20 protein-coding genes and 3 tRNA genes are annotated in these 24,864 nt (G+C 73.4%); 9 read left to right on the forward strand and 14 right to left on the reverse strand.

Annotation, left to right across the window (positions count from 1 at the left end; genetic code table 11):
- Positions 1–983, forward strand: a 983-nt coding sequence (locus HF519_RS14980) for an Hsp70 family protein (RefSeq protein ID WP_169413561.1), incomplete at its 5' end; no start/stop codon positions are given.
- 660 nt (positions 984–1,643) lie between these two features.
- On the opposite strand, the gene HF519_RS14985 is transcribed toward HF519_RS14980, so the two are convergent.
- The 3 genes from HF519_RS14985 to gltX form a co-directional block, all read right to left on the reverse strand.
- Positions 1,644–1,716: transfer RNA gene (locus HF519_RS14985), tRNA-Glu, on the reverse strand.
- Between the two features lie 23 nt (positions 1,717–1,739).
- Positions 1,740–1,811 (reverse strand) — tRNA-Gln (locus HF519_RS14990).
- A gap of 63 nt (positions 1,812–1,874) precedes the next feature.
- Positions 1,875–3,407, reverse strand: coding sequence for a glutamate--tRNA ligase (gene gltX / locus HF519_RS14995; protein ID WP_312860124.1), 1,533 nt, complete (start codon positions 3,405–3,407; stop codon positions 1,875–1,877).
- Positions 3,408–3,485: 78 nt separating this feature from the next.
- On the opposite strand from gltX, the gene HF519_RS15000 reads away from it, so the two are divergent.
- On the forward strand, positions 3,486–4,859 hold the full coding sequence (locus tag HF519_RS15000; RefSeq protein ID WP_438826397.1) for an FAD-dependent oxidoreductase: 1,374 nt from the start codon (positions 3,486–3,488) through the stop codon (positions 4,857–4,859).
- Positions 4,860–4,918: 59 nt separating this feature from the next.
- On the opposite strand, the gene cimA is transcribed toward HF519_RS15000, so the two are convergent.
- Entirely contained in the window at positions 4,919–6,649 is a 1,731-nt protein-coding gene (gene cimA, locus HF519_RS15005) for a citramalate synthase (protein ID WP_246243801.1), read from the reverse strand.
- A gap of 225 nt (positions 6,650–6,874) precedes the next feature.
- Here cimA and HF519_RS15010 point away from each other — a divergent pair, with 225 nt between their 5' ends.
- Positions 6,875–7,249: an EthD family reductase gene (locus HF519_RS15010; protein WP_246243806.1), complete on the forward strand. Its 375-nt coding sequence runs from the start codon at positions 6,875–6,877 to the stop codon at positions 7,247–7,249.
- A 225-nt stretch (positions 7,250–7,474) separates the two neighbouring features.
- Here the strand turns inward: HF519_RS15010 and HF519_RS15015 are convergent, their stop codons facing one another.
- From HF519_RS15015 to HF519_RS15025, 3 genes are all read right to left on the reverse strand, one after another.
- Positions 7,475–8,542 (reverse strand): 3-isopropylmalate dehydrogenase, encoded by a 1,068-nt coding sequence (locus HF519_RS15015; protein ID WP_169413564.1) that lies wholly within the window; start codon positions 8,540–8,542, stop codon positions 7,475–7,477.
- 173 nt (positions 8,543–8,715) lie between these two features.
- The gene (locus HF519_RS15020) at positions 8,716–12,060 is read right to left on the reverse strand and encodes a S8 family peptidase (protein WP_169413565.1); all 3,345 of its coding nucleotides are present in this window, start codon (positions 12,058–12,060) and stop codon (positions 8,716–8,718) included.
- Between the two features lie 102 nt (positions 12,061–12,162).
- Positions 12,163–12,360 (reverse strand): hypothetical protein, encoded by a 198-nt coding sequence (locus tag HF519_RS15025; protein WP_169413566.1) that lies wholly within the window; start codon positions 12,358–12,360, stop codon positions 12,163–12,165.
- A gap of 60 nt (positions 12,361–12,420) precedes the next feature.
- Between HF519_RS15025 and HF519_RS32885 the strand changes: the two genes are divergently transcribed.
- Positions 12,421–12,693 carry a response regulator transcription factor gene (locus HF519_RS32885; RefSeq protein ID WP_169413567.1) on the forward strand — a complete coding sequence of 91 codons (273 nt, stop codon included), beginning with the start codon at positions 12,421–12,423 and terminating at the stop codon, positions 12,691–12,693.
- A 53-nt stretch (positions 12,694–12,746) separates the two neighbouring features.
- Here the strand turns inward: HF519_RS32885 and serA are convergent, their stop codons facing one another.
- The 4 genes from serA to HF519_RS15050 form a co-directional block, all read right to left on the reverse strand.
- On the reverse strand, positions 12,747–14,369 hold the full coding sequence (serA, locus tag HF519_RS15035) for a phosphoglycerate dehydrogenase (RefSeq protein ID WP_169413568.1): 1,623 nt from the start codon (positions 14,367–14,369) through the stop codon (positions 12,747–12,749).
- 228 nt (positions 14,370–14,597) lie between these two features.
- Positions 14,598–15,602 (reverse strand): ketol-acid reductoisomerase, encoded by a 1,005-nt coding sequence (gene ilvC, locus HF519_RS15040; protein WP_169413569.1) that lies wholly within the window; start codon positions 15,600–15,602, stop codon positions 14,598–14,600.
- 44 nt (positions 15,603–15,646) lie between these two features.
- Positions 15,647–16,153, reverse strand: coding sequence for an acetolactate synthase small subunit (gene ilvN, locus HF519_RS15045; protein ID WP_169413570.1), 507 nt, complete (start codon positions 16,151–16,153; stop codon positions 15,647–15,649).
- Positions 16,153–18,087: an acetolactate synthase large subunit gene (locus HF519_RS15050; protein WP_169413571.1), complete on the reverse strand. Its 1,935-nt coding sequence runs from the start codon at positions 18,085–18,087 to the stop codon at positions 16,153–16,155. Before HF519_RS15050 ends, ilvN begins: the two co-directional genes overlap by 1 nt.
- A 295-nt stretch (positions 18,088–18,382) precedes the next feature.
- On the opposite strand from HF519_RS15050, the gene HF519_RS15055 reads away from it, so the two are divergent.
- The 3 genes from HF519_RS15055 (at position 18,383) to HF519_RS15065 (ending at position 20,911) form a co-directional block, all read left to right on the forward strand.
- The gene (locus HF519_RS15055) at positions 18,383–18,811 is read left to right on the forward strand and encodes a PH domain-containing protein (RefSeq protein ID WP_169413572.1); all 429 of its coding nucleotides are present in this window, start codon (positions 18,383–18,385) and stop codon (positions 18,809–18,811) included.
- 4 nt (positions 18,812–18,815) lie between these two features.
- Positions 18,816–20,657, forward strand: a complete 1,842-nt coding sequence (gene ilvD, locus HF519_RS15060; RefSeq protein ID WP_169413573.1) for a dihydroxy-acid dehydratase — start codon at positions 18,816–18,818, stop codon at positions 20,655–20,657.
- 181 nt (positions 20,658–20,838) lie between these two features.
- Positions 20,839–20,911: transfer RNA gene (locus HF519_RS15065), tRNA-Gly, on the forward strand.
- 93 nt (positions 20,912–21,004) lie between these two features.
- Here HF519_RS15065 and HF519_RS15070 read toward each other — a convergent pair.
- The 3 genes from HF519_RS15070 to HF519_RS15080 are packed head-to-tail and all read right to left on the reverse strand — an operon-like array spanning position 21,005 to position 23,508.
- Complete coding sequence (locus HF519_RS15070) at positions 21,005–21,946, reverse strand: phosphotransferase (protein ID WP_169413574.1); 942 nt, start codon at positions 21,944–21,946, stop codon at positions 21,005–21,007.
- Positions 21,943–22,530 (reverse strand): DoxX family protein, encoded by a 588-nt coding sequence (locus HF519_RS15075; protein WP_169413575.1) that lies wholly within the window; start codon positions 22,528–22,530, stop codon positions 21,943–21,945. The genes HF519_RS15070 and HF519_RS15075 overlap by 4 nt, the downstream gene beginning before the upstream one ends.
- 48 nt (positions 22,531–22,578) lie before the next feature.
- On the reverse strand, positions 22,579–23,508 hold the full coding sequence (locus HF519_RS15080; RefSeq protein ID WP_169413576.1) for a 2-hydroxyacid dehydrogenase: 930 nt from the start codon (positions 23,506–23,508) through the stop codon (positions 22,579–22,581).
- Between the two features lie 52 nt (positions 23,509–23,560).
- Between HF519_RS15080 and HF519_RS15085 the strand changes: the two genes are divergently transcribed.
- The gene (locus HF519_RS15085) at positions 23,561–24,742 is read left to right on the forward strand and encodes a PQQ-dependent sugar dehydrogenase (protein WP_312860125.1); all 1,182 of its coding nucleotides are present in this window, start codon (positions 23,561–23,563) and stop codon (positions 24,740–24,742) included.
- Positions 24,726–24,863, forward strand: a complete 138-nt coding sequence (locus HF519_RS15090) for a hypothetical protein (RefSeq protein WP_211170055.1) — start codon at positions 24,726–24,728, stop codon at positions 24,861–24,863. Before HF519_RS15085 ends, HF519_RS15090 begins: the two co-directional genes overlap by 17 nt.
- Position 24,864 lies beyond the last annotated feature (1 nt).

Consider the following 24,864-nt stretch of genomic DNA (forward strand, 5'->3'; position numbering starts at 1 on the left):
CGGCCGGGTTGGGCCCGGAGGGGTTGTCCGCGGTGTTGCTGGTGGGGGGGTCGTCGCGGATTCCGTTGGTGGCGCAGTTGGTGTCGGAGCAGTTGGGCCGTCCGGTGGCGGTGGACGCGGACCCGAAGAACGCCATCGCCAAGGGCGCCGCCCTCGCCCTCACCCCGGCTCCGGCTGCGGCGCCGGCCACCGACGCCGCCGGAACCGGCGGGTTCCGGCCCGGCCCGTCCGCGACGAGCGGGTACCGCCCGGCGGCGGCACCGATCCCCCCGCCGCCTCCGAAGGGTGGCCTGGGCGCAGCCGCGGCCGGTGCAGCGGGTTTCCTCGCCGGCGCAGGCACCCCGTCCGGTGCCTCGCCGCACGACGGTCCGGACGCCGGTTCCCCCGCCACCGACGAGATCCCGGCCGTTCCTCCGGCCGGCGGCTTCGACGCAGCAGGAGGCGTCCCGCCGCGGCCCCCGGTCCGGCCGGCGCCGGACACCGCGCCCGGCTACGAGTACGGGGACGAGTACCGGGACGGGTACTACGACTACGGCGACGAGGCGTCCCCGGCGTCGCGTCGGAGCCCCGTACTCCTGGTAGGGGCCGGTGGCGCGGTGGCGGCGGTCGGCGTCGTCGCCGCTCTCCTACTGTGGCCGGAGAGCGGCCCGGTCAGCAGCGCGAACACGCGGATCGTGCCGGCCGCTCCGGCCCCGGCTCCGGCCCCGCTCAGCCCGGAGGTCACCTCGCTGACGACCCCTGAGGTGACGGAGGCCGTCGTCGAGCCGCCCGCACCCACCCGGCCGCCCCGGACGAACGGACCAGCGCCTGCCCCTCCACCCGCACCGACCTCGGCGGCGCAGCCGCCACCCGAGCCGCCGCCCGTCACGACGACGGTGCCGGCGACGACGCCGCCGCCCCTGCCGCCGACAACGACGACGGAACCGCCGCCGACCCAGCCGCCGGCCCCGCCGCCGACCGGTGTTGCCGAGCCTCCGTTGTAACAAGTTGTGCCCAGCGGATCGCCCGACGCACCCACGGGCGAGGTCTCGCCCGCCTGACCGCGCCGCGGCGCGCACGACCACCTGACCGTCATCAGCATCGCCCGGAGCCCACGTCGCCCACGTCGCGGCCGCCGCGCCCTCCCGTCCGGACGGCATCTGCCGCTGCACCAGTTGCGGCAGCCGGTCCGCCCGGACGCGAGCGGGATGAGCGCCGCGGCGGGCCGCGGCATCCAGGACCGGTCGCCGTGCCGAGGGGGCCGGCTGGCGCTGGGTCGCCACCGTCGGCTCCCTGTCGGCGCTGAGACCGTTCGCCGACACCGAGTTGACGCTGCACCTGCACCGGGCGCCCGGGGCGAGTGGGCCACCCGTCGTCACCGGATCGCAGCCGCTGTGCGTGACGTCACACCCCCGACAGCGGGCCGGAGCCAAGTGGTCGCGGCCGCATCGGCCGCCGAACCCCTCCGTCATGATCGCGATCACACCCCGCACCGGTGCTGCGGGAGGGCCGCCCGCGATCGAGGTCGCCGCAGCCCCGGAGTGGGGTGCGTCACCGGGAGGTGCTCGTGTGCCCGTCGTCATAGTTCGGACCATGGCGTCCGATAATCCCCGACATGCGAAAGGGCCCCGTTCCGGTGATCCGGAACGGGGCCCTTTCGGGTGTAGCCCCGACGGGATTTGAACCCGCGCTACCGCCTTGAGAGGGCGGCGTCCTAGGCCGCTAGACGACGGGGCCGTGGAAACGTTTTCGCGTTTCCGCTGGGGTACCAGGACTCGAACCTAGACTAACTGAACCAGAATCAGTCGTGCTGCCAATTACACCATACCCCAATGGATCACGTTCATCCGGGGCCCAGCTGGTGGAACCGGTGTCCGTGTCCTGCGAGAGATACTTTAGCGGACCCCTCTCGCCCGCTCCAAACCGGCCCCCAGTCGACGCAGCGAACGGTCCCTACCCAGCAGTTCCATGGACTCGTAGAGCGGCGGGGACACCGTCCGGCCGCTCACGGCGACCCGCACCGGGGCGAACGCCTTGCGCGGCTTGAGACCCAGACCGTCGATCAGGGAGGCCTTCAGGGCCGCCTCGATCTCCGGCGCCGACCACTCGGTGAGCGCATCAAGGCTGGTCAAGGCCGCTTCCAGGATCGAGACGGCGTCGGGGCCGAGGTTCTTCTCAGCGGCCTCCTCGTCGGGCGCGAAGCTCTCCTCCGGCACGAACAGGAAGCGGAGCATGCGGGCCGCGTCGGACAGGACGACGCTGCGCTCCTGGACCAGCGGAGCCGCCGCGGAGATCATTGCGCGCTGTTCATCGGTGGGGGTGCCGTTGATCACAGGCTGGGCGAGATCAGAGAGCTCGGCCTCGAGGTACGGCTCGACCCGCCGCGCGAAGTCCTCGACGGGCAGCGCCCGCAGATGCGCGGAATTGATGGCCTCGGCCTTCTTCAGGTCGAACCGGGCCGCGTTTCCGGACACCCGGGACACGTCGAACGCGGCGACCATTTCGTCGAGGGAGAAGACGTCCCGGTCCTCGGCGATCGACCAGCCCAGCAGGGCCAGATAGTTGAGCAATCCCTCAGGGATGAAACCGCGGTCCCGGTAGAGGAACAGGTTCGACTGCGGGTCGCGCTTGGAGAGCTTGCGGGCGCCCTCGCCGGTGACCAGCGGCAGGTGGGCGTACACCGGCGCCCCCTGCCCGATGCCGACCCGCTGGAGCGCCTCGTAGAGGGCGATCTGCCGCGGGGTGGAGGAGAGCAGGTCCTCCCCGCGCAACACGTGCGTGATCTCCTGCAGCGCGTCGTCCACGGGATTGGTGAACGGGTAGAGCGGGGTGCCGTCGCCGCGGGCGAGCACGAAGTCCGGGACGGTCCCGGCGCGGAAGGTGACCTCGCCGCGGATGAGGTCGGTGAACGTGATGTCCCGGTCGGGCATCCGCAGCCGGTAGACCGGCGCCCGGCCTTCGGCACGGAACGCCGCCCGCTGCTCCTCGGTGAGGTCCCGGTCGGCGTTGTCGTAGCCGAGCTTGGGGTCGCGGCCGGCCGCCCGGTGCCGGGCCTCGATCTCCTCGGCGGTGGAGTACGACTCGTAGACCTCGCCCGCGTCGATCAGGCGGCGCAGCACGTCGGCGTAGACGTCGCCCCGCTCGCTCTGCCGGTACGGCCCGTGCGGGCCGCCGACCTCCGGGCCCTCGTCCCAGTCGAGGCCGAGCCAGCGCAACGCGTCCAGGATCGCCTCGTAGGACTCGACGGAGTCGCGGTTGACGTCGGTGTCCTCGATGCGGAAGACGAGGTCGCCGCCGTGGTGGCGGGCGTAGGCCCAGTTGAACAGCGCGGTGCGGACGAGGCCGACGTGCGGCGTGCCCGTCGGCGAGGGGCAGAACCGCACCCGGACCCGGGGCGAGGAGCTCAGGGATGCAGCAGAAGACGACACGCCGTACATGGTCCTCGTCGCTCGTCCGGCGCCGGGACCTGGCCCCCCGTCGCCTCGGGGAGTATATTTCAACGCATGATGAACAACGGGCGCACGACGGTCTGCGTGGTCGGGGGCGGCCCGGCCGGGATGGTGCTCGGCCTGCTCCTGGCCCGTGCCGGGATCCAGGTGACCGTGCTGGAGAAGCACGCCGACTTCCTGCGCGACTTCCGCGGCGACACGGTGCACGCGTCCACGCTCACGCTGCTGGACGAGCTGGGCCTCGGGCCGCGCTTCGCACAGCTGCCACAGCGCCGGCTGGACCGCCTCATGGCGCAGCTCGACGGGGGCTCGGCCCAGCTCTCCGACCTTCGGCGGCTACCCGGAGCGCACCGGCACATCGCACTCGTCCCGCAGTGGGACTTCCTCGACCTGCTCGCCGACGCGGGCGCACTCGAGCCGTCGTTCACCCTGCGCCGCAACGCCGAGGTGGTCGGCCTGCTGCGTGAGGGCGGCCGGGTGACCGGGGTGCGCTACCGCGACCGGACCACGGGCACCGAGCACGAGCTCACCGCCGGGCTGACGGTGGCCTGCGACGGCCGCGGCTCCACGGTGCGGGAGGCCGCCGGGCTCACCCCCCGTTCGTTCGGGGTGCCGATGGACGTCTGGTGGTTCCGACTGCCCCGGCGCGCGGACGACCCCAGCGGCGCCGTCGGCCGGTTCTCCCGGGGGCAGCTCGCCGTGATGATCGACCGCGGCGACTACTGGCAGTGCGGCTACCTCATCCGCAAGGGCAGCGACGCGGCGCTGCGGGCGGCGGGTATCGAGGAGCTGCGCCGGCGATTCACGGCGCTGCTGCCCTGGATGGCCGACCGGGTCGACCACCTCGCATCGTGGGACGACGTGAAACTGCTCGACGTGCGACTGGAGCGGCTGCGCCGCTGGTACACCGACGGGCTGCTGCTCATCGGGGACGCGGCGCACGCGATGTCGCCGGTCGGCGGCGTCGGGATCAACCTGGCCGTCGCCGATGCGGTCGCAGCGGCGCGACTGCTGGCCGCCCCGCTGCGCCGCAGCGGACGGGTGAGCCGCGCCGACCTGCGGCGGGTGCAGCTGCGGCGGTGGTGGCCGACAGCGCTCATCCAGGCCGGGCAGCGCGTCATCCACCGGGCGATCCTGGGCCGGGCGCTCGCCGCGGATCCCACCACCACCCCGGCACCGGCCGGGCTACCGCTGCCGATCCGGCTGCTGCGGCGCTTCCCTGCGCTGCAGGGCATCCCGGCCCGGCTGGTCGCGATCGGCCCGCTGCCCGAGCACGCACCGCAGTGGGCCCGCCGCACGCCGCAGAACACGGCCGAGGCCGCCGCCCGGCCGGCCGCGGCCCCCATCGCTGCGGACACCGCACCCGCTCACGCCGGTACGGGCCCCGCGATGCCGCACCCGCCGACCCGGCGGAAGCCGGCCCGCTCGTAGACCCGGCCGGCACCATCGCTGCCGGCGGCGGGCCTCACGAGGCCGGCACCGCGGGCTCGTCACCCACCGGGACGGCCCGACGGCACCGCCGCCGCGAGCCCGGAGCTCCGCTCCCGCATGGCCGCGTAGGCCAGCGCGTCGACCAGCGCCAGCCAGGACGCCTCGACGACGTTGCCGTGCACGCCGACCGTGGTCCACGACCCGCCGTGGTCGGTGGACTCGACGAGCACCCGGGTGACCGCGTCGGTGCCGTGCCCGTCGGGATTGTCGGCTCCGCCGCCCGGGCTGAGGAGACGGACCTTGAAGTCGGACAGCTCCACGTTCTCCAGCCACGGACGCGAGGGCGTCAGCGCGGCCCGCAGCGCCGCGTCGAGCGCGTTGACGGGCCCGTTGCCCTCCTGCGTCGCGATCATCCGGACACCGTCGACGAGCACCTTCACGGTCGCCTCGGAGACCACGGCACCGTCGGCCCGGTGCTCGATGATCACCCGGTAGGACTCGAGGGTGAACGGCGCCACGGCCTCGGACCCCGCGCCGGCGGAGGCGGCTCCGTCGGCGCGGCCGATGGCCGAGCGCATGAGCAGTTCCAGCGACGCGTCGGCGGCCTCGAAGGACCAGCCCTGCGCCTCCCGCTCCTTGACGGTCTGCACCACCTCGGAGACGGCGTCGGGATGGCCGGCCAGGTCCAGGCCGAGCTCGGCGCCCTTGAGCTCGACGCTGGCCCGGCCGGCCATCTCGGTGACCAGCACCCGCTGCCCGTTGCCGACAACCTCGGGGTCCATGTGGTTGTACAGCTCCGGGTCGACCTTGATCGCACTCGCGTGCAGGCCCGCCTTGTGGGCGAAGGCCGACGTCCCGACATAGGCCTGGTGGGTGTCGGGTGCGATGTTGGCGATCTCCGCCAACGCGTGCGAGGTCCGGGTCAGCTCGGCGAACGCGCCCTCGGGGAGGACGGGCATGTCGAGCTTGGTCACCAGGTTCCCGACGACGGCGAACAGATCGGCGTTGCCGGCCCGCTCCCCGTAGCCGTTGGCGGTGCACTGCACGTGCGTCGCACCGGCCTGGACGGCGGCCACGGAGTTGGCGACCGCGCAGCCCGTGTCGTCCTGGCAGTGGATGCCGAGCCGGAACCCGGTGCGTCCGGCCACCTCCCGCACCACCTCGGCGACCCCCAGCGGCAGCATCCCGCCGTTGGTGTCGCACAGCACCGCGACGTCCGCCCCGGCCGTCACGGCCGCCTCCAGCACGCGCAGCGCCGTGTCCGGGTCGAACCGGTAGCCGTCGAAGAAGTGCTCGGCGTCGAGGAACACCCGCCGGCCCTCGCGGCGCAGGAACGACACCGTGTCCGCGACCATCGCGCAGTTCTCCGCCACATCGGTGCGCAGCGCCCGCTCGATGTGCCGGCGATCGGACTTGGCGACCAGGGTCACCACCGGGGCGAGGGAGTCGAGCAGCGCCCGGACCTGCGGGTCCCGGTCCGCGGTCAGCCCGGCCCGCCGGGTCGAGCCGAACGCGACCAGGGCGGCGTGCCGCAACTCGAGCTCGCCGGCCGCCGCTCGGGCGAAGAACTCGGTGTCCTTGGGCAGCGCGCCCGGCCAGCCGCCCTCGATGTACCCCACCCCGAGCGCGTCGAGGTGCCGGGCGACCGCGAGCTTGTCGGCCACCGAGTAGCTGATGCCCTCGCGCTGAGCGCCGTCGCGGAGCGTCGTGTCGTAGACGTGGAACGCGTCACCGAGCGGGGTGCCAGCGGGTTCGGTGCGAGGGACGGGGCGGGACATCGGGGTACTCATCTCCTGATCACAGGGCGTCCGGGCAACAAAAAAGACCTCCCGCGGATGCGAGAGGTCTGCGCGTCGGCTGTGGAGCTCGGTTAGCCGACGCGCTCGTCGATAATGATCACGGTGGGACGCACGGCTCCGAGTCTGGCACGCGCCGTTCCCCGGTGTCACACGTCGGTCCCACATCATGGGAGACACGCAGGCGAGGGGTGTCGTCGCGGGGGTGATCGAACAAGGATGGGCGCCGAGTCGGCGGACATCGTGGTCCGCCGGCCACCTGATCTCCCGGAGGCGTCCATGCCGTACCAGCTGACCGCGATCTACAACCAGCCCGAGGACGCTGCCGCGTTCGACAAGCACTACGACGAGGTGCACGCCCCGCTCGCCGCGAAGATCCCCGGGTTGCAGAGCTTCACCATCAGCCGGCCGGGCCCCGGTCCTGACGGCAGCGCGCCGGCCTACCACCTGGTCGCGGTCCTGACCTTCGAGTCGGAGGAGGCCTTCGGAGCCGGCATGGGCAGCGCGGAGGGCCAGGCTGCAGTCGACGACCTGCCGAACTTCGCCGGAGCCGGCGTGACGATCCTGAACGGCCCCAGCCGGGCCGTCGTCTGACTGCACCACTCGTCCCGCGCGTGGCAGGACGGCCACCTCCCCCGTCGCCCGACGCGTCGGGGGCCGTCCTGTCACGGGAACGGGCCGGGAACTGCCGGCCCAGGCCGCTGCCGGTCCCCTTACCGCCGGGCGTGACCGGTCCCGACGGCCCCGCCGGAGCAGCGGGCCGGGCGGCCGCCCACCATCGCGGTACCGGCGCCGCGAACCCGCAGCGGCCGGCTCGGCTCAGCGCAGGTCGGACGGGGCGGTGGCGGCCGACGACGACGCGGCCGGGCGGCCGACGAGTGCGGCCAGCCGGTCTCCGATGGACTGCGTGTGCCCGGTGGCGCCGTGGTCGCGGGTGGCCAGGTCGAAGGCCACCGCAGCCTCGATGCGACGGGCGGCGTCGGCATTGCCCGTGTGGTCGAGCAGCAGCGCGACCGAGAGCACCGCGGCCGTCGGGTCGGCGATGCCCTGCCCGGCGATGTCCGGGGCGCTGCCGTGCACCGGCTCGAACATGCTGGGGTTGCGCCCGCTGACGTCGAGGTTGCCGCTGGCGGCCAGCCCGATGCCCCCGGTCACGGCGGCCGCGAGGTCGGTGAGGATGTCGCCGAACAGGTTGTCGGTGACGATCACGTCGAAGCGGCCGGGGTCGGTGACCATGTGGATCGTGGTCGCGTCGATGTGCTGGTAGGCCACCGACACCTCGGGGTGCTCGAGCGAGACCTCCTCGACGATCCGCGACCACAGCCGGCCCGCGAACGTGAGCACGTTGGTCTTGTGCACCAGCGTCAGGTGCTTGCGCGGGCGGCGCTCCGCGCGGGCGAACGCGTCGCGGACGACGCGCTCCACGCCGAAGGCCGTGTTCGTGCTGACCTCGGTGGCGATCTCGTGCGGGGTGTCCTTGCGCAGCAGGCCGCCGGTGCCGACGTAGGGGCCCTCGGTGCCCTCGCGGACGACCAGCATGTCGATCTCGGGGTGCCCGGCCAGCGGGCCACGGACACCGGGGTAGAGCCGGGCGGGGCGCAGGTTCACGTGGTGGTCGAGCTCGAAGCGCAGGCGCAGCAGCAGGCCCCGCTCGAGGATGCCGCTGGGGACCGACGGGTCACCGACCGCGCCCAGCAGGATCGCGTCGTGCTGCTGCAGCTCGCTGAGCACCGACTCGGGGAGCAGCTCCCCGGTGGCGTGCCAGCGCGCAGCGCCCAGGTCGTAGGTCGTGGTCTGGACGCCCGGGGAGACCTCGCCCAAGACCTTCAGCGCCTCGTCGATGACCTCCGGCCCGATGCCGTCGCCGGGAATGACCGCAAGGCGCATTGTGGTGAGTTCCTCTCTCGAAATGACGTCGCCGCACGCTACCCGCTGCGCCGCCGCCGATTTGCCGCCGTCCACCCCTTCGGGGTAGCTCGCGACGGTGAATCTCGACTCCGTGGGAGGCCCACGCACCCCACGGACGGCGCGACACACCCCCGAGCGGGTCGATTATGAGGTCAGCGCCCGGCAGCGGAGATACCAGGGGGCGGCCCGACCACGGCGACCCGCGAGCCCGATGCGTTCTGGCCGAACACCACCAACAGGGGTCGGGTGGTTCCGCCGACGGTCAGCGTCGTGCCGGCGTCGGCGGTCCGGGTGAGCGAGTCGGCGCCGACTCCGGCCGCCGGACCGACCGTCAGCCCCGGGTCGAGCGGGTCGAAGGCGACCGGCGTGGCCATCCGGTCCACCAGCCCGTCCTCCGACTCCGGCGGGCCGTACTCGCCGTGCACGACCACCCGGAAGCGCAGCAGGGCCGACGCGGCGGACGGGTCGATCCCCAGGGCCCGCAGTCGCACCGGTAGCACCCAGGCGTCGGTGTCGAAGACGTTCGTGTCCGTGTCGCCGAAGAACCCGTTGACGGGCTGGGAGTCCACCTCGGCCAGGCCGCCGTCCGGCTGCGGCCGCCGCAGGTCGACGGTCGTCGCGACGAGGACGTCGGTGCCCTCGACCTTGGTCAGCGTGGTCGAGAAGTCGGGCCGGTCGTCGACGTCGACGTCGATCTCGACGGTCGGCTGGGTGGTGCTGCCGACGTTGTACAGGTCGGCCCAGGTGGTCACCGCGAATCCGAGGACGGCCTGGTCCGGGGTGCCTGCGGCGCGGGCGGCCGGTGCGGTCGACATGACGCCGACGTAGTGCAGGTCTCCCCCGCGTCCGGTCCGGTTGGCCACGCAGCCGGTGACCACCGTGCCGGCACAGAGGGGCAGCTCGGGGCTGTCGGCGACGAGCTCGAAGACCCCGACCCGGGAGCGGTAGGCCTGCGGGCCGGTGCCCTGGTCGACCCCGGTGCCGCCGAGCACCAGGCCGCCGCGCGCCGGCTGTGCGGGCACGGTGAGGGTGGACACCGGTTTCGGAGCGGCCGACACCGGGACCCGCAACGCGCCCTCGCCGGCACCGGGTGGCAGGTCGACCGGGGTGAACACGACGCGGCCCGAGGCGTCGGCGGGGTACTGCCGGGCCAGGCCCTCCTGCGCCAGGGCCACGGTCGGGTCGGCGGTGCGCCGCAGCGCGCGCGGATCGTCGATGCGCAGCCGCACGTCGACGACCACGCTCCCCACGGGTGGGACGGCCACCGTCGTGGGTGAGACCTCGATGTGCACGCCGGGTATCTCGGTGATCGGCTCGTACCGCGCGCCCAGCACCGCGGGCGCCCCGCCCGTGTTGACCACGCGGATCCGCTCGGTGCGCAGCACCGCCGTGCCGGGCGGCGCCTCCACGGTGCCGAACGCGACGCTCACCGCGCCCGGCCGGTCGGCGGCCATCGCCAGCAGCGACGTGCCCACCGCGGCCCGCGCGTCCACCCGCCCGGCGCCGACGCGCATCGGCGCCATCAGCGGACCGCTGCGGCCCTCCCCCGCGTACACGTCGCCGTTCGCGGTGTTCATCACCGCCGCCTTGACCTGCTCGGGGGTCCAGTCCGGGTGCGTCTCGCGGACGAGCGCGGCGATCCCGGCCACGAACGAGCTCGCCATCGACGTGCCGGAGAACGTCGCGCGACCGGCCCCGGTCCCCACCGCCGCGGACGTGATCGACTGACCCGGCGCCGCCACATCGGGCTTGACCGCCGGGCCCCGCGTCCCACGGGAGGTCGTCTCGTTCGGGGTGTCCTCGATCTGCGGGAGATCGCCGGGCACGGTGCGGACCAGCTCGCCCGCCAGCCGGACCCGCAGCGTGCCGTCGGCCAGTGCCGGGCGCAGCGCCTCGGTGGCCGGGCCGGTCAGTTGGAACATCGGGATGGCGGCGTTCCCGGCGATCTCCATCGCTCCGAAGTCCGCCCGGCCCGAGGTCAGCAGCACGGCGGCGGCCCCCGCGGTGTCCGCATTCGCGGCCCGCGGCGCCGAGCCGCACGCCCGCGCGGCCACCTCGTCGGCCCAGTGCAGCCAGACGACCGCGCCCCGCACCGCGGCCGCGTCGGCCGCCGAGTAGGGCGCGCAGCCATCGGCGTTCCCGGCGGACAGCGCGACGACGCGGCCGGACAGGTCGAGGCCCGGATAGCGCTCGTACCCGACGCTGTACTGCCCGGGGACCGTTCCGGCGAGAGCGGCCGGGGCGAGGACGCCGAGGCCGTCCTGCAGCACGGCGGCGTCCCGGACCGCGGCGACCGCGAGGGCGTGTGGGCTGTTTCCGGGCGGCCCGGCGGCGTCGTAGAGGTCACCGGTGTTGCCGGCGGCGGCGACCACGAGGACGCCGTGCTCGGTCAGCTTGGCGACGAAGTCGTTGAGCGGGTCGTCGCTCGCACCGAACTCGGCGCCCAGTGACAGGTTGACGACGTCGAGCCGGTCGCTGAAGTCGCCGTCGCCGTCCGGGTCGAGCGCGTGGTCGAGACCGAGCGCGGTCAGAGCGGTCGGGCCCTGGCAACCGAAGACCCGGATCGCGTACAGCGACGCCCGTGGCGCCGCACCGGGACCGATCCGCATCTCCCCGAGCTGCTGGGGCGTCAGCGTGGCGTGGTCGCCGCGGAACGTGCTGCCGTCGGCCGCGACGCCGTAGCCGGCCGCGGTCCCGGCCACGTGCGTGCCGTGGCCCGCGCAGTCGAGCGGGTTCGGGTCCGGGCGCGGGACGAGCGCCGCCGGATCCGTGCCCGCGCCGTCGTAGTCGTCGCCGGCCAGGTCGATACCGCCGACGACCTTCTCGGTCGGGAAGTACTCCGGGTCGGCGGTGGTGGGGTCGATCGCGGCGTAGGCCTGCTCGGTGCCCGGGCCGCCGAAGAGGGCGTGCGTGTAGTCGATGCCCGAGTCGACGACGCCGATCCGCACGCCCTCGCCGAGCTTCCCGGTCTGCTGCCAGGCCTGCACCGCTCGGCCCAGCTGGACGGCGCCGCCGTTGCTGGGCCGGACGAGGGTAATGCGGCGGACCGAGCGGACGTCGGGACGGGCGGCGAGCTCGCGTGCGGTCGCCGCGTCCACCCGCAGCGCGACCCCCGCCACCGCGTTGGTGGTGCGGAACAGCTCCCGCTCGCCCTCCGTGCCGCGCAACCGGGCGAGCAGCCGCTCGGTGATGTCCGCGATCCGGGCGCGGCCGGCCACCGCGGCCCGCCTGGCGATGTCCGGGCCCTGTGCGAGCAGCGCGGTGTACTCGTCGATCGCCGACGGCACGGTCAGCTCGACGAAGACCGCCGCCGGTCCGGCCGCTCCCCCGGGCGGGGCGAGCCCTTCACCGGGTCCGGGTGCGGACGCGTCCGGGGCGGCAGCCGACGACGACGACGGGATCGGTTCCAGCGCGGCGACGGGTCCCGCGCCCACTGTGCTGAGTACCGCGGCCAGCCCCGCTACGGCGATCACCCTGCGCCAGCGGGCTCGGCCCACCCGGTCACCTCCCACGGAGGCCGGCCCGCCCGGTCTCGCTGAGGGGGCAACCTAAGGGATGTGCGGGCGGTGACCGGCGCCGCGGCCTGCTACGCCGTGGGGCTACCGCCTATAACCCACACGGACGTAGTCCCAGTCACCGAAACCCTTGGCGCCCCAGTTCGCCAGTCCGCGCGCACCGCACAGGCGCCCGGGCAGGCCCAGAGCGCCGGTCATGAGCACGTCGGCGACGAAGCGCTCCGGCGCGACCGGCACGACGTCGACCGCGACGCCGATCCGGGCGAGCTGGTCCCGGACCACCGCGGGGCCAGCGCGTCCGCGACGGCGGGACCCGGCGCCCTGGTCGTCCGCGAGCGCGGCATGGTGGCGAGCCTGCGCGCGCTGCTCACCGGGATCTGGAACCGCGCCACCGAGTTCGATGTGTTCGACCCGGCCGGCAACACCGGGTGCCCGCCGCGGGAACGCCGGGTCCTCGAACTGATGAGCAGGGGTGTCACCGACGAGGCCGCGGCCCGCGAGACGGGCACATCGGTCCGCACCTACCGCCGCCACGTGGCCGAGGTGATGAGCATGCTGGGCGCTCAGAGCCGGTTCCGGGCCGGGGTGCTCGCCGTGGAGCGCGGCCGGCTGTGAGCCGGGGTCCCGGTTGCGCGCGATGACGGGCACCGCGCGCAACCGGTCGACGCTCAGTCGTCGAAGGAGATCAGCCGGGTGGTCTTGGCACCGACCGAGGCCCCGATCGGCTCGAGCACGCCCGGGTCCACCGGACGGTCGACGCGCAGCAGCATGATCGCGTCGGCGCCGTCGGTGGTCTGGCTGATCTGGGCGGCCTCGATGTTCACCGCGGCCTCGCCGAGCAGCGAGCCGACGCGGCCCATGACGCCGGGACGGTCGGCGTACTCCAGGAGCAGCACCTCGCCCTCGGCGCGCAGGTCGAAGTGCCGGCCGTTGACCTCGACCAGCTTCTCCACCTGGGCCCGCCCGGTGAGGGTGCCCGACACGGTGATCGACTCGCCGTCGGGCATCGCGCCGCGCAGCTGCACGACGCTGCGGTGGTTCTCGCTCTCCGGGGCGGTGGTGAGCTCCACGGACACACCGCGCTCGGCGGCGAGCGCCGGCACGTTCACGAACGTGACCTGGTCCTCGACGACGTTGCTGAACACGCCGCGCAGCGCGGCGAGCGGGAGCACCGAGACGTCCTCGGCGGCGAGCTCACCGGCGACGTCGACGGTCACCGAGCTCGGCAGCCGGCCGGCGACCGCGTACAGGACGGTGCCCAGCTTCTGGGTGAGCGGCAGCCACGGCCGGACCTCCTCCCCGACCACACCGTTGACCTGGACGTTCACCGCGTCGGGCACGAAATCACCCTGCAGCGCGAGCAGCACGGAGCGGGCGACGTCGGTGCCGGCCCGGTCCTGCGCCTCGTCGGTCGAGGCGCCCAGGTGTGGGGTCACGACGACCCGGTCCAGCTCGAACAGCGGGCTGGAGGTGGTCGGCTCGGTGACGTACACGTCGATGCCGGCGCCACCGACGTGGCCGCTGCGCACCGCGTCGGCCAGCGCCTCCTCGTCGATCAGGCCGCCGCGGGCGGCGTTGACGATCAGCACGCCGGGCTTGGTCAGCGCGAGCTGGTCCTTGCCGATCAGGCCCAGGGTCTCCGGGGTCTTCGGCAGGTGGATCGAGATCGCGTCGGCGCGGCGGAGCAGGTCCTCCAGCGAGACCAGCTCGATGCCGAGCTGGGCCGCGCGGGCCGGCGCGACGTAGGGGTCGTAGGCGATGAGCTCGGTGCCGAAGGAAGCGAGCCGCTGGGCGACCAGCTGACCGATCTTGCCCAGGCCGACGACGCCGACGACCTTGCCGTTGAGCTCGACGCCGGTGTAGGCGCTGCGCTTCCAGGCCCCACCGCGCAGGCTCGCGTCCGCCGCCGGGATGTGCCGGGCGACGGCCAGCAGCAGCGCGACCGCGTGCTCGGCGGCGGAGACGATGTTGGAGGTCGGGGCGTTCACGACCATGACGCCGCGCGCGGTGGCGGCGGGGACGTCGACGTTGTCCAGCCCCACACCGGCACGGGCGACGACCTTGAGCCGGGTCGACGCGGCGAGGGCCTCGGCGTCGACCTTGGTCGCGGAACGGACCAGCAGCGCGTCGGCGTCGGCGATCGCGGCCAGCAGAGCCGGGCGGTCGGTGCCGTCGACGTGACGGATCTCGACGCCGTCGCCGAGCAGCGCCACGGCGGACGGGGCGAGCTTCTCGGCGAGCAGGACGACGGGGCGGGTCTGGTCGTTGGCTGTGACGCTGCTGGTGCTCACGGTGCTGCGGTGCTCCCGGGATCGGGTCGGCCGGGTCTGGGGCCTCGGGTTCGTGCCGGACAGGCGCAATCGTAGTTGCGCACCCGTTCCGGGGTCGCAGGGGCGTGAGCGGCGCAATACCCACGCCGGCCTCGCCCCCCGGAACACACGAACGGCACTTTCGATCGATAGCTTCGACCGAAAGTGCCGTTCGTGACAACGCGGGCGACCCGCGGGGGCGCGTCCGGATCAGGTGGCCTTGGTGCCCACCCACGACATCAGGCCACGCAGCTTCTCGCCGACCTGCTCGATCGGGTGCTCGGCGCCCTGCTGCTGCAGCCGGGTGTAGTTCGGCCGGCCGTTCTCGTCCTCGGCCACCCATTCCTGGGCGAAGCGGCCGTCCTGGATCTCGGCCAGGATCCGCTTCATCTCCTCCTTGGTCGCGGCGTTGACCACGCGCGGACCACGGGTGAGGTCGCCGTACTCGGCGGTGTCGGAGATGGAGAAGCGCTCGTTGGCGATGCCGCCCTCGTACATGAGGTCGACGATCAGCTTGAGCTCGTGCAGGCACTCGAAGTACGCGATCTCCGGGGCGTAACCCGCCTCGGTGAGCACCTCGAAACCGGTCTGGACCAGCGCCGCGGCACCGCCGCAGAGGACGGCCTGCTCACCGAACAGGTCGGTCTCGGTCTCCTCCTTGAAGGAGGTCTCGATGACCCCCGCGCGGGCGGCACCGATGGCCGCGGCGTAGGAGAGCGCCAGCGCCTTGGCGTTGCCCGACGCGTCCTGCTCGACCGCGATCAGGGCCGGAACGCCCTTGCCGTCGACGAACTGGCGGCGGACCAGGTGGCCCGGGCCCTTCGGCGCGACCATGGCCACGTCGACGTCCGACGGCGGCTTGATCAGGTCGTAGCGGATGTTGAAGCCGTGGCCGAAGAACAGCGCGTCGCCGCTCTTCAGGTTCGGCGCGATGTCCTCGGCGTAGATGAAGCGCTGCTTGGTGTCGGGCGCCAGGATCATGATCAGGTCGGCCTCGGCGGACGCCTCGGCCGGGGTGACCACTCGGAGACCCTCGTCCGCGGCCTTCTGCCGCGACTTCGAGCCCTCCGGCAGGCCGATCCGGACGTCGACGCCCGAGTCGCGCAGGCTCAGCGCGTGCGCGTGCCCCTGGCTGCCGTAGCCGATCACAGCGACCTTGCGGCCCTGGATGATCGACAGATCGGCGTCGTCGTCGTAGTAGATGTTCACGCTCATGACGGGTGGTACGTCCTCTCGGCGTTACGGGGTCGAAAGAGTGTCTAACGGACGGCGGCAGCAGTGATGGAGCGGGGTCCGCGGCCCACCGCCACCATGCCGGACTGCACCATCTCGCGGATGCCGTAGGGCTCCAGCATCCGCAGCAGGGCGCCGAGCTTGTCAGCGGTGCCGGTGGCCTCGATCGTGAGCGCCTCGGGGGCGACGTCGACGACCTTGGCCCGGAAGAGCTGGACGGTCTCGAGCACGGAGCTGCGCACGCCGGCGTCGGCGCGCACCTTCACGAGCAGCAGCTCGCGCTGCACCGAGGCGGTCGGCTCCAGCTCCACGATCTTGATGACGTTCACGAGCTTGTTGAGCTGCTTGGTGACCTGCTCGAGCGGGAACTCGTCGACGGCGACGACGATCGTCATCCGCGACACGTCCGGGTGCTCGGTCGGACCGACGGCCAGCGACTCGATGTTGAACCCGCGGCGGGAGAACAGGCCCGAAACCCGGGCCAGGACGCCGGGCTTGTCCTCGACGAGGACCGACAGGGTGTGCTTCTCCATCACGCCTCTTCCTGGGAGCCGAGCGCCTTCTCGGTGACCGCAGCGATCTCGTCGACGTCGGCGGCGAGCTCGTCACCGTCGAACAGCGGCCGGATGTTTCGGGCGGCCATGACCTCGTCGTTGCCGGTGCCGGCGGCGACCATCGGCCAGACCTGGGCGTCCGCCCCGACCACGAAATCGATCACGACGGGCCGGTCGTTGATCTCCATGGCCTGCTGGATGACCCGGTCGACCTCGTCCTTCGACTCCGCGCGCAGCCCGGCGCAGCCCATCGCCTCGGCGAGCAGCTTGAAGTCCGGGATGCGGTGCTTGTGTGTACCCAGGTCGGTGTTGGAGTACCGCTCCGAGTAGAAGAGGTTCTGCCACTGCCGGACCATGCCGAGGTTGCCGTTGTTGATCACGGCGACCTTGATCGGGATGCCCTCGATCGCGCAGGTCGCGAGCTCCTGGTTGGTCATCTGGAAGCAGCCGTCACCGTCGATGGCCCAGACCACCGCGTCCGGGCGGGCCATCTTCGCGCCCATCGCGGCGGGCACCGCGAAGCCCATCGTGCCCAGCCCGCCGGAGTTCAGCCACGAGCGCGGCTTCTCGTAGGAGATGAACTGCGCGGCCCACATCTGGTGCTGGCCCACCCCGGCGGCGTACACGGCGTCCGGCCCGGCGATCTTGCCGATCCGCTCGATGACGTACTGCGGGGACAGCGAGCCGTCGTCGGGCCAGGTGTAGCCCAGCGGGAAGGTCGTGCGGAGCTCGTCGAGCTGGGCCCACCACGCGGTCAGGTCGGCGGGTGCGCTGTCCGCCCGATCCGCCTTCACCGCGTCGATCAGCTCGGTGATGACCTCCTTGCAGTCGCCCACGATCGGGACGTCCGCGCGGCGGTTCTTCGAGATCTCCGCCGGGTCGATGTCGGCGTGCACCACCGCGGCGTGCGGGGCGAAGCTCGACAGCTGACCGGTCACCCGGTCGTCGAAGCGCGAGCCGAGCGCGACCAGCAGGTCGGCCTTCTGCATCGCCGCGACCGCGGCCACGGTGCCGTGCATGCCGGGCATCCCGACGTGCTGGGTGTGGCTGTCCGGGAACGCACCGCGCGCCATCAGCGTGGTGACGACCGGGATGCCGGTCAGCTCGGCGAGCTCGAGCAGCTCCGCCGACGCGGACGCCTTGAGCACCCCGCCGCCGACGTAGAGCACCGGGCGCTTCGCCGAGTTGATCAGCTTGGCGGCCTCGCGGATCTGCTTGCCGTGCGGCCGGGTCGTCGGCCGGTAGCCGGGCAGCTTCAGCTCCGGGGGCCAGGAGAACGTGGTCTGCTCCTGCAGCACGTCCTTGGGGATGTCCACCAGGACCGGGCCGGGTCGGCCCGTCGACGCCAGGTGGAACGCCTCTGCGATCGCGCGCGGGATCTCCGTCGCGTCGGTCACGAGCATGTTGTGCTTGGTGATCGGCATGGTGATGCCGGTGATGTCGGCTTCCTGGAAGGCGTCGGTGCCGATCAGGGGCCGCGTCTGCTGCCCGGTGATGGCCACCACCGGGATCGAGTCCATGTGCGCGTCGGCCAGCGGGGTGACCAGGTTGGTCGCGCCCGGCCCCGAGGTCGCCATGCAGACCCCGACCTTGCCGGTGGCCTGCGCGTACCCGGTGGCCGCGTGGCCGCCGCCCTGCTCGTGGCGGACCAGCACGTGCCGGACCTTCGTGGAGTCCAGCAGCGGGTCGTAGGCCGGCAGGATCGTCCCGCCCGGGATGCCGAAGACCACCTCGCAGCCGATCTCCTCGAGCGAGCGGACGAGCGACTGCGCACCCGTCATCGGCTCCTGGTCGATCCGGGGGCCGGCCGGGGTACCCGAGGCGGTCGGCGACCCGGGACGGCCCGGCGGCGGTGCCGGCTTCGGTCCCGGAGGCGCGGGGACCGGGCCGGATCGGGGCGTGGCGGTGGTCATCTGCGATCAGCCTCGCGTCAAGAGTGGGGGGTCCGGACATGAAAAAACCCCCGACCGCCGGGCTACGGCGGAGCGAGGGTGGCGCGTCGACACCGAGTACTGGAACGAACTCAGGCGGAGACGCGCCTGCAAAGTACGAGGATTCGATCGACGGACATGGTCGGGACGCTAGCCCTCCGCCCCGCAGCCAGTCAACACGGTGGGACGGCGTTCCCGGATCGTGGGAGCAGCGTCACGTCGGCGGGGGGTGACCACCCGGGCGCGGCGGCGCGGGCCCGGTGGGACGATGGTGCACGTGAGTGCCGTCGAGCCCGAGCCGGACCCCGCCGCCCAGCAGCCGCCCCGGGCGGTCTTCCGGGTCTCCCCGCTGGGCATCTTCGCCGCGATCGCGCTGGCCTTCTTCGCGGTCCCGTTCGCCTTCGGCGCCCCGTGGTTGTGGCTCATCTACCTCGTTCCGGTCGGCATCGTCGTCTGGATCCTGCGGGTGCGCACGGTGGCCGACCGGGAATCCGTCACCGTCCGGGGGATTCTCCGCAGCCGGCGCGTACCGTGGTCCGAGATCAGCTCCCTGCGACTGCAGCCGTCGACCCGGGCCCGGGCGACCCGCGTCAGCGCGGTGCTGACCGAAGGCGGGGAGCTCCTGCTGCCCGCCGTGCACGTCCGCGACCTGTCCCAGCTCGCTGCCGTCAGCGGCGGCAGGCTGCCCGATCCGGCTGGAGAGTGAGCCGATGCCGGCCCTGCGTTCCCGTGTGACCACCCATGGCCGCAACGCCGCCGGGGCACGCTCCCTGTGGCGCGCCACCGGCATGGGTGATGACGACTTCGGCAAGCCGATCGTCGCCATCGCGAACTCCTACACCCAGTTCGTGCCCGGCCACGTGCACCTCAAGGACCTCGGCGACCTCGTGGCCGGCGCGATCCGCGAGGCCGGCGGCGTCCCGCGCGAGTTCCACACGATCGCCGTCGACGACGGCATCGCGATGGGCCACGGCGGCATGCTCTACTCGCTGCCCTCCCGCGAGGTGATCGCGGACGCCGTCGAGTACATGGTCAACGGCCACGCCGCCGACGCGCTGGTCTGCATCTCGAACTGCGACAAGATCACCCCGGGGATGCTGAACGCCGCGATGCGGCTGAACATCCCGACCGTGTTCGTCTCGGGCGGGCCGATGGAGGCCGGCAAGGCGGTCCTCGTCGGCGGCGTCGCGCAGGCCCCGACCGACCTCATCACCGCGATCTCGGCGTCGGCGTCGTCACAGGTGGACGACAGCGGGCTGGCCGAGGTGGAGCGCTCCGCGTGCCCGACCTGCGGCTCGTGCTCCGGGATGTTCACCGCGAACTCGATGAACTGCCTCACCGAGGCCCTCGGGCTCGCGCTGCCGGGCAACGGCTCCACGCTGGCCACCCACGCCGCGCGCCGCGAGTTGTTCCTGAACGCCGGCCGGACCGTCATGGACCTGGCCCACCGGTGGTACGACCAGGACGACGCCTCGGTGCTGCCCCGCTCGATCGCCACCCGGGCCGCGTTCGAGAACGCGATGGCGCTCGACGTCGCGATGGGCGGCTCGACGAACACCGTGCTGCACATCCTCGCCGCCGCCCAGGAAGGCGAGATCGACTTCACCCTCGCCGACATCGACGCGGTGTCGCGCCGGGTGCCGTGCCTGGCCAAGGTCTCGCCGAACTCCGACTACCACATGGAGGACGTGCACCGGGCCGGCGGCATCCCCGCGATCCTCGGTGAGCTGATGCGTGCCGGGCTGCTGAACACCGACGTGCACTCCGTCCACTCCCCCTCCCTCGAGCAGTGGCTGGGTGAGTGGGACATCCGCGCGGCACAGCCGTCGGAGACGGCGATCGAGCTGTTCCACGCCGCGCCCGGCGGGGTGCGCACCACGCAGGCGTTCTCCACCGAGAACCGCTGGTCGTCGCTGGACACCGACGCCGCCGGCGGGTGCATCCGCGATCTCGAGCACGCCTACTCCGCCGACGGCGGCCTCGCCGTGCTGCGCGGCAACCTCACCGAACGCGGCGCGATCATCAAGACCGCCGGGATCCCGGAGGACATCTGGCGCTTCGAGGGCCCGGCGCGGGTCGTCGAGAGCCAGGAGGAGGCCGTGTCGGTCATCCTCACCAAGCAGATCCAGCCCGGTGACGTGCTCGTCGTGCGCTACGAGGGCCCGGCCGGCGGCCCTGGGATGCAGGAGATGCTGCACCCCACGGCGTTCCTCAAGGGCTCCGGGCTGGGCGCGAAGTGTGCGCTGATCACCGACGGCCGGTTCTCCGGCGGGTCGTCCGGCATCTCGGTCGGGCACATCTCCCCGGAGGCCGCGGCCGGCGGCGTGATCGGGCTGGTCGAGGACGGGGACATGATCCTCATCGACGTCCGCTCGCGGACCCTCGAACTCAAGGTGAGCGACGAGGTGCTGGCCGAGCGGCGGGCCAAGATGGAGGCCTCCGAGCGGCCGTGGCAGCCCAAGGACCGCGACCGTCCGGTGTCCAAGGCGCTGCGGGCCTATGCCGCGCTGGCCACCTCCGCCGACACCGGCGCCGTTCGCCGGGTGCCCTGACCTCGCCGAGACCCCGTCGCGCCCGGGTCGCCCTCCCGTGCTCGCCGATCAAGGGGAGATGGGGGTTTGTCGGTCTTCGCAAGCCCCCTTCTCCCCTTGATCGGCGTCCTGGGCGGGACCGGTCTCGGCCTCCGGCGGGGCACAGGGTAGAGTTGTTCCATCGCACCGACACGGTGCTCATGCGGACGTAGCGCAGCTGGTAGCGCATCACCTTGCCAAGGTGAGGGTCGCGGGTTCGAATCCCGTCGTCCGCTCGGTGCGACGGCCCACGACGCCGACCGGTTCAGGTCGGCCCGTACCGGAGCGGCGTTCCCGCCGCGGGCCGTCCGTCTCCTCGGCGAACAGCCTCACTGTGGCGTGACCGCGCTGCCCAGTGCCGCCAGGGCCGGCCGCAGCTCCTCCAACGACCGCGTGGCCGCACCGATCATCTCCGCCACCCGGGCCGCGCCCAGATGGTCGGCGGCGAAGCCCAGGTAGCCGACGTGCGCGTACACGTCGGACCAGCAGCGCTCGACCTCGATCAGCTCCGGTGGCAGCCCGCCGCCCGTCAGTTCGGCGAACGCCCGCCGGTAGGGCGCCAGGTGCGTCGCTCCCTGCGCCCGGAACACCGCGAGGTCGAGCCCGGCGGGCGCGACCTTGGCGTTGCCCCAGTCGATCAGCGTCGCTCCCCCGGATCCGAGCAGCACGTTCCCGCGGTGCGCGTCGCCGTGCACCAGCGTGCGCGGCAGGACGCCGAGCGCCGCCAGCACCCGCGGGTCCCGCGCCCATGCCGTCAGCGCGGCCGCCGCGTCGGCGAACACCCGGTCCCCGGTCCGCTCCGCCGCCCCCTGCACGGCAGGACGGATCCGTTCGACGCACAGGCTTCGCCACCACGCCGCGTCCACCACCCGCAGGCCTCGCGGCCGCTTGCCGAGCCAGTGCGCGTGCACCCGGGCCAGCGCCGTCCAGACGTCGTCGGGCACGTCCGGGCCCTCCCCGAGCGGCGTGCCGTCGTAGAAGGGCAGCACCAGCCAGTCGCCGTGCTCGTCGCGGCCGGTCGCCAGCATCCGGGGCCGGTCCAGCCCCCGGACCACCGCGAGCCCCCGCATCGCCGCTACCTCGGCCGCCGATGCGCGCTTGACCACGACCGGCACCGAACGCCCCGCGACGTCGAGGTCCACCCGGGCCACCGTGTCCGAGACGTACCCGCCGGCCAGCGGCGTGCGCCCGCGGACCGTGGCCGGGGCGCCGCACCACCGCGCGACCGCAGGCAACCAGGCCGCGTCCGGGGGCGCCGGGACCGCTGTCACCGGCGCAGCGTGAACAGGACGAGGAGCGCCGCACCGACCCCGAGGATCACGCAGAGCCACGCGTACGGCAGCGGGCGCCGCTGCCACGTCCGGCCCTTGTCCAGCGACACCCGGCCGGCACCGGTGAAGATCAGCGCAGCGGCGCCGAGACCGAGCAGCACGTCCAGTTCGAGCGCGTCCGGCGCGGCGGCGGCGTAGAACGGCGCTCCCCACTTGACCACGACGGCGACGATCTTGATCGCGAGCAGGGCTGCCGCGGCGAGCGGCGTGAAGAGCCCCACGACGACCAGGGCGCCGGCGATCAGCTCGACGAGCCCGGTCACCCAGGCCAGCGTGCTCGCCTGGGCCAGGAAGCCGTAGCCCTGCAACGCCTCGGCCGTGCGGTTGGGCCCGAACCCGCCCCAGACGCCGAAGACCTTCTGCGCGCCGTGTGCGAAGAACAGCCCGCCGACCGCAAGGCGGAGCAGCAGCAGGCCGATGTCGGCGCCGCCGCTCCAGGCCACCGGCCGCCGCTCCGGCCTCGTCGTCTGCTCGGCGCCGCCGAACGTCCCGGAGCCCAGGGAGCGGGTCTGGTCAGCGTTCATGGTCGGAGACTAGCGGCGCGCCCGCCCCGAACCGGGTGCCGAGCCGGATCAATACCCGTTCTCGACCAGGTTGGGTGGCTGCTCACCGCGCGCGAACGCGGCGATCTGCTCGCGCGCGATCCCGTAGGCGCGCCGCATCGCTCCCGGCACGCTGCCCCCCACGTGCGGGGTGAGCAGCAGCCCGGGGGCCTTCCAGAGCGGATGGTCGGACGGCAGCGGCTCGGGGTCGGTGACGTCGACGGCTGCCCGCAGCCGGCCGCTCGTCAGCTCGGCGGTCAGCGCATCGGTGTCGACGACCGGGCCACGCGCGGCGTTGACGAACACCGCGCCGTCGGGCATCGCGGCCAGGAACCGGGCGTCGACCAGGCCCCGGGTGTCGTCGGTGAGCGGGACGATCACGACGCACGCGTCGTGCTGCGGCAGCAGGTCCAGCACCTCGTCGATGCCGTGCACGCCGTCCCGGGCGCGGCGGCCCACCAGTGTCGTCTCCACCTCGAAGGGCGCGAGGCGGCGGACGGTGTTCTCCGCGACGTCGCCCGCCCCGACGATCAGCACCCGGGCGCCGAGCAGCTCGTCGGTCGGGTGGTAGTCCCAGCGCGCCTCGTCCTGCGCGCGGACGAAGTCCGGCAGGTGGCGGTAGATCGCGAGCAGAACCGCGACGATCCACTCCGCGGTGACCCCGCCGTGAGCGCCCCTGCAGTCCGACAGCGCGACCCCGTCGGGCAGCTTCCCGACCCAGCTCTCGGCGCCGGCGGTCAGCAGCTGCACAAGACGCAGTTCCGGCAACCTGTCGACCATGGCGACGGCCTCGCCCGTCGCCAGGAACGGCGGGACCAGGACCTGCGCGCTCGCCGCCTCTGCGGGAAGGTCCCCATCGGGGTCGTAGCGGACGGCGACGACGCCGGGGACGTCGGCGAGAGCGTCGAGGCCCTCGGAGTGCGGGACGAGCACACGGACATCTGCTCCGGGATCGGCCATGAGTCGCACGGTACTCACCGGCCGCTCACCCGGCCCGGCCTAGCCTGGGCGGGTGCGGGGAGGGGTGCAGCCGGGAAGACGGCGCAGCGTGGTCCGGGGGCTCGCCACCATGGTGCTCGGGATCGTGCTGGCCGGCTGCGCCACGTTCCCCGACCAGGGCCCGCGCGACTGGCGCGACAAGCTGGAGGGAGCCGGCGAGCTCGGGGGGCCGCCGTCGGTCCAGGAACCACCGCCGCCGGGCGGGGAGAACGGGCAGCGGGACGGCCGGCCGCCGCAGAGCGGGGGGCAGCAGGCCCCGTCGGGGTGCGAGGACCCGGACCCGCAGGTCGTCGCGACCTGTCTGGAGCCGGTCGGCGCGGTCGCGGTGCTGCCCGACGGGAAGGCCGCGCTCGTCGCCGAGCGCACCACCGGCCGGGTGCTGCGCGTGCAGCGCGGCGTGCCCCCGCAGCTGGTCACCACGGTGCCGGTCGACGCGGCCGGCGGCGGCGGGCTGACGGGACTGGTCCTGTCCCCCAGCTACGCCGAGGACCAGCTCGTGTACGCCTACGCGAGCACCGCCGAGGACAACCGGGTCGTGCGGATCGCGCGCGGCGAGCCGCCCAAGCCGGTGCTCACCGGGATCCCGCGGGGCCCCCGCAACAACGGCGGCGCACTCGGCACCGACGTCGACGGGACCCTGCTCGTCGCGACCGGCAACGCCGGGGAGCCGGCCCCGCCGCCGGGGTCACTCAACGGCAAGCTGCTGCGGATCGACACCCTGGGTCGTCCGGCCGTGGGCAACCCCGATCCGGCCTCACCCATCCTGAGCTCGGGTCTGCAGGCCCCGCAGGGCATCTGCACGGACCGGTCCACCGAGAACACCTGGGTCACCGACCGGGCCGCCACCCAGGATGTTCTGCACCGCGTCGCCCCCGGCCCGCTCCCCGCACCCGCGTGGACCTGGCCCGACCGTCCCGGGGTGGCGGGATGCATGGCTCAGCCGGGCCTCGTCGTGATCGCGCAGACCGGCGGCGCCTCGATCTTCGTGCTGCGCCCGGCCGAGACCGGCGCGTTCACCGGCGACCCGGAGACGCTGCTGGCCGGGGTGTACGGGCGGCTCTCGGCCGCGACCCTGGCCCCGGACGGGCTGCTGTGGCTGGGCACGGTGAACAAGCAGGACGGCAAGCCGGTCTCCAGCGACGACCGGGTGATCCGGATCCAGCCGCCCTCCGGCGGCGGTGAGTCCCGCGCCTGACCTCGTCCCGTGGACGGTCAACGACGTCCCGTCGATGTCGGCGCCGCTCGATGCCCGGGTCGACGGGTCGATCACCGACCACCCCGACCGGCCGCCGGCGCCGCTCGCCCACCGCTCGTGAG

It is taken from the genome of Pseudonocardia bannensis, from assembly GCF_012911875.1.
GTDB lineage: Bacteria > Actinomycetota > Actinomycetes > Mycobacteriales > Pseudonocardiaceae > Pseudonocardia > Pseudonocardia bannensis.

Excerpts from the sequence above, each read along its gene's own strand:
- HF519_RS15000 (WP_438826397.1), top strand. The coding sequence starts at position 3,486 with ATGAACAACGGGCGCACGACGGTCTGCGTGGTCGGGGGCGGCCCGGCC.
- cimA (WP_246243801.1), bottom strand. The coding sequence starts at position 6,649 with ATGAGTACCCCGATGTCCCGCCCCGTCCCTCGCACCGAACCCGCTGGC.
- HF519_RS15010 (WP_246243806.1), top strand. The coding sequence starts at position 6,875 with ATGGGCGCCGAGTCGGCGGACATCGTGGTCCGCCGGCCACCTGATCTC.
- HF519_RS15015 (WP_169413564.1), bottom strand. The coding sequence starts at position 8,542 with ATGCGCCTTGCGGTCATTCCCGGCGACGGCATCGGGCCGGAGGTCATC.
- HF519_RS32885 (WP_169413567.1), top strand. The coding sequence starts at position 12,421 with ATGGTGGCGAGCCTGCGCGCGCTGCTCACCGGGATCTGGAACCGCGCC.
- ilvC (WP_169413569.1), bottom strand. The coding sequence starts at position 15,602 with ATGAGCGTGAACATCTACTACGACGACGACGCCGATCTGTCGATCATC.
- ilvN (WP_169413570.1), bottom strand. The coding sequence starts at position 16,153 with ATGGAGAAGCACACCCTGTCGGTCCTCGTCGAGGACAAGCCCGGCGTC.
- HF519_RS15050 (WP_169413571.1), bottom strand. The coding sequence starts at position 18,087 with ATGACCACCGCCACGCCCCGATCCGGCCCGGTCCCCGCGCCTCCGGGA.
- ilvD (WP_169413573.1), top strand. The coding sequence starts at position 18,816 with ATGCCGGCCCTGCGTTCCCGTGTGACCACCCATGGCCGCAACGCCGCC.
- HF519_RS15075 (WP_169413575.1), bottom strand. The coding sequence starts at position 22,530 with ATGAACGCTGACCAGACCCGCTCCCTGGGCTCCGGGACGTTCGGCGGC.
- HF519_RS15080 (WP_169413576.1), bottom strand. The coding sequence starts at position 23,508 with ATGGCCGATCCCGGAGCAGATGTCCGTGTGCTCGTCCCGCACTCCGAG.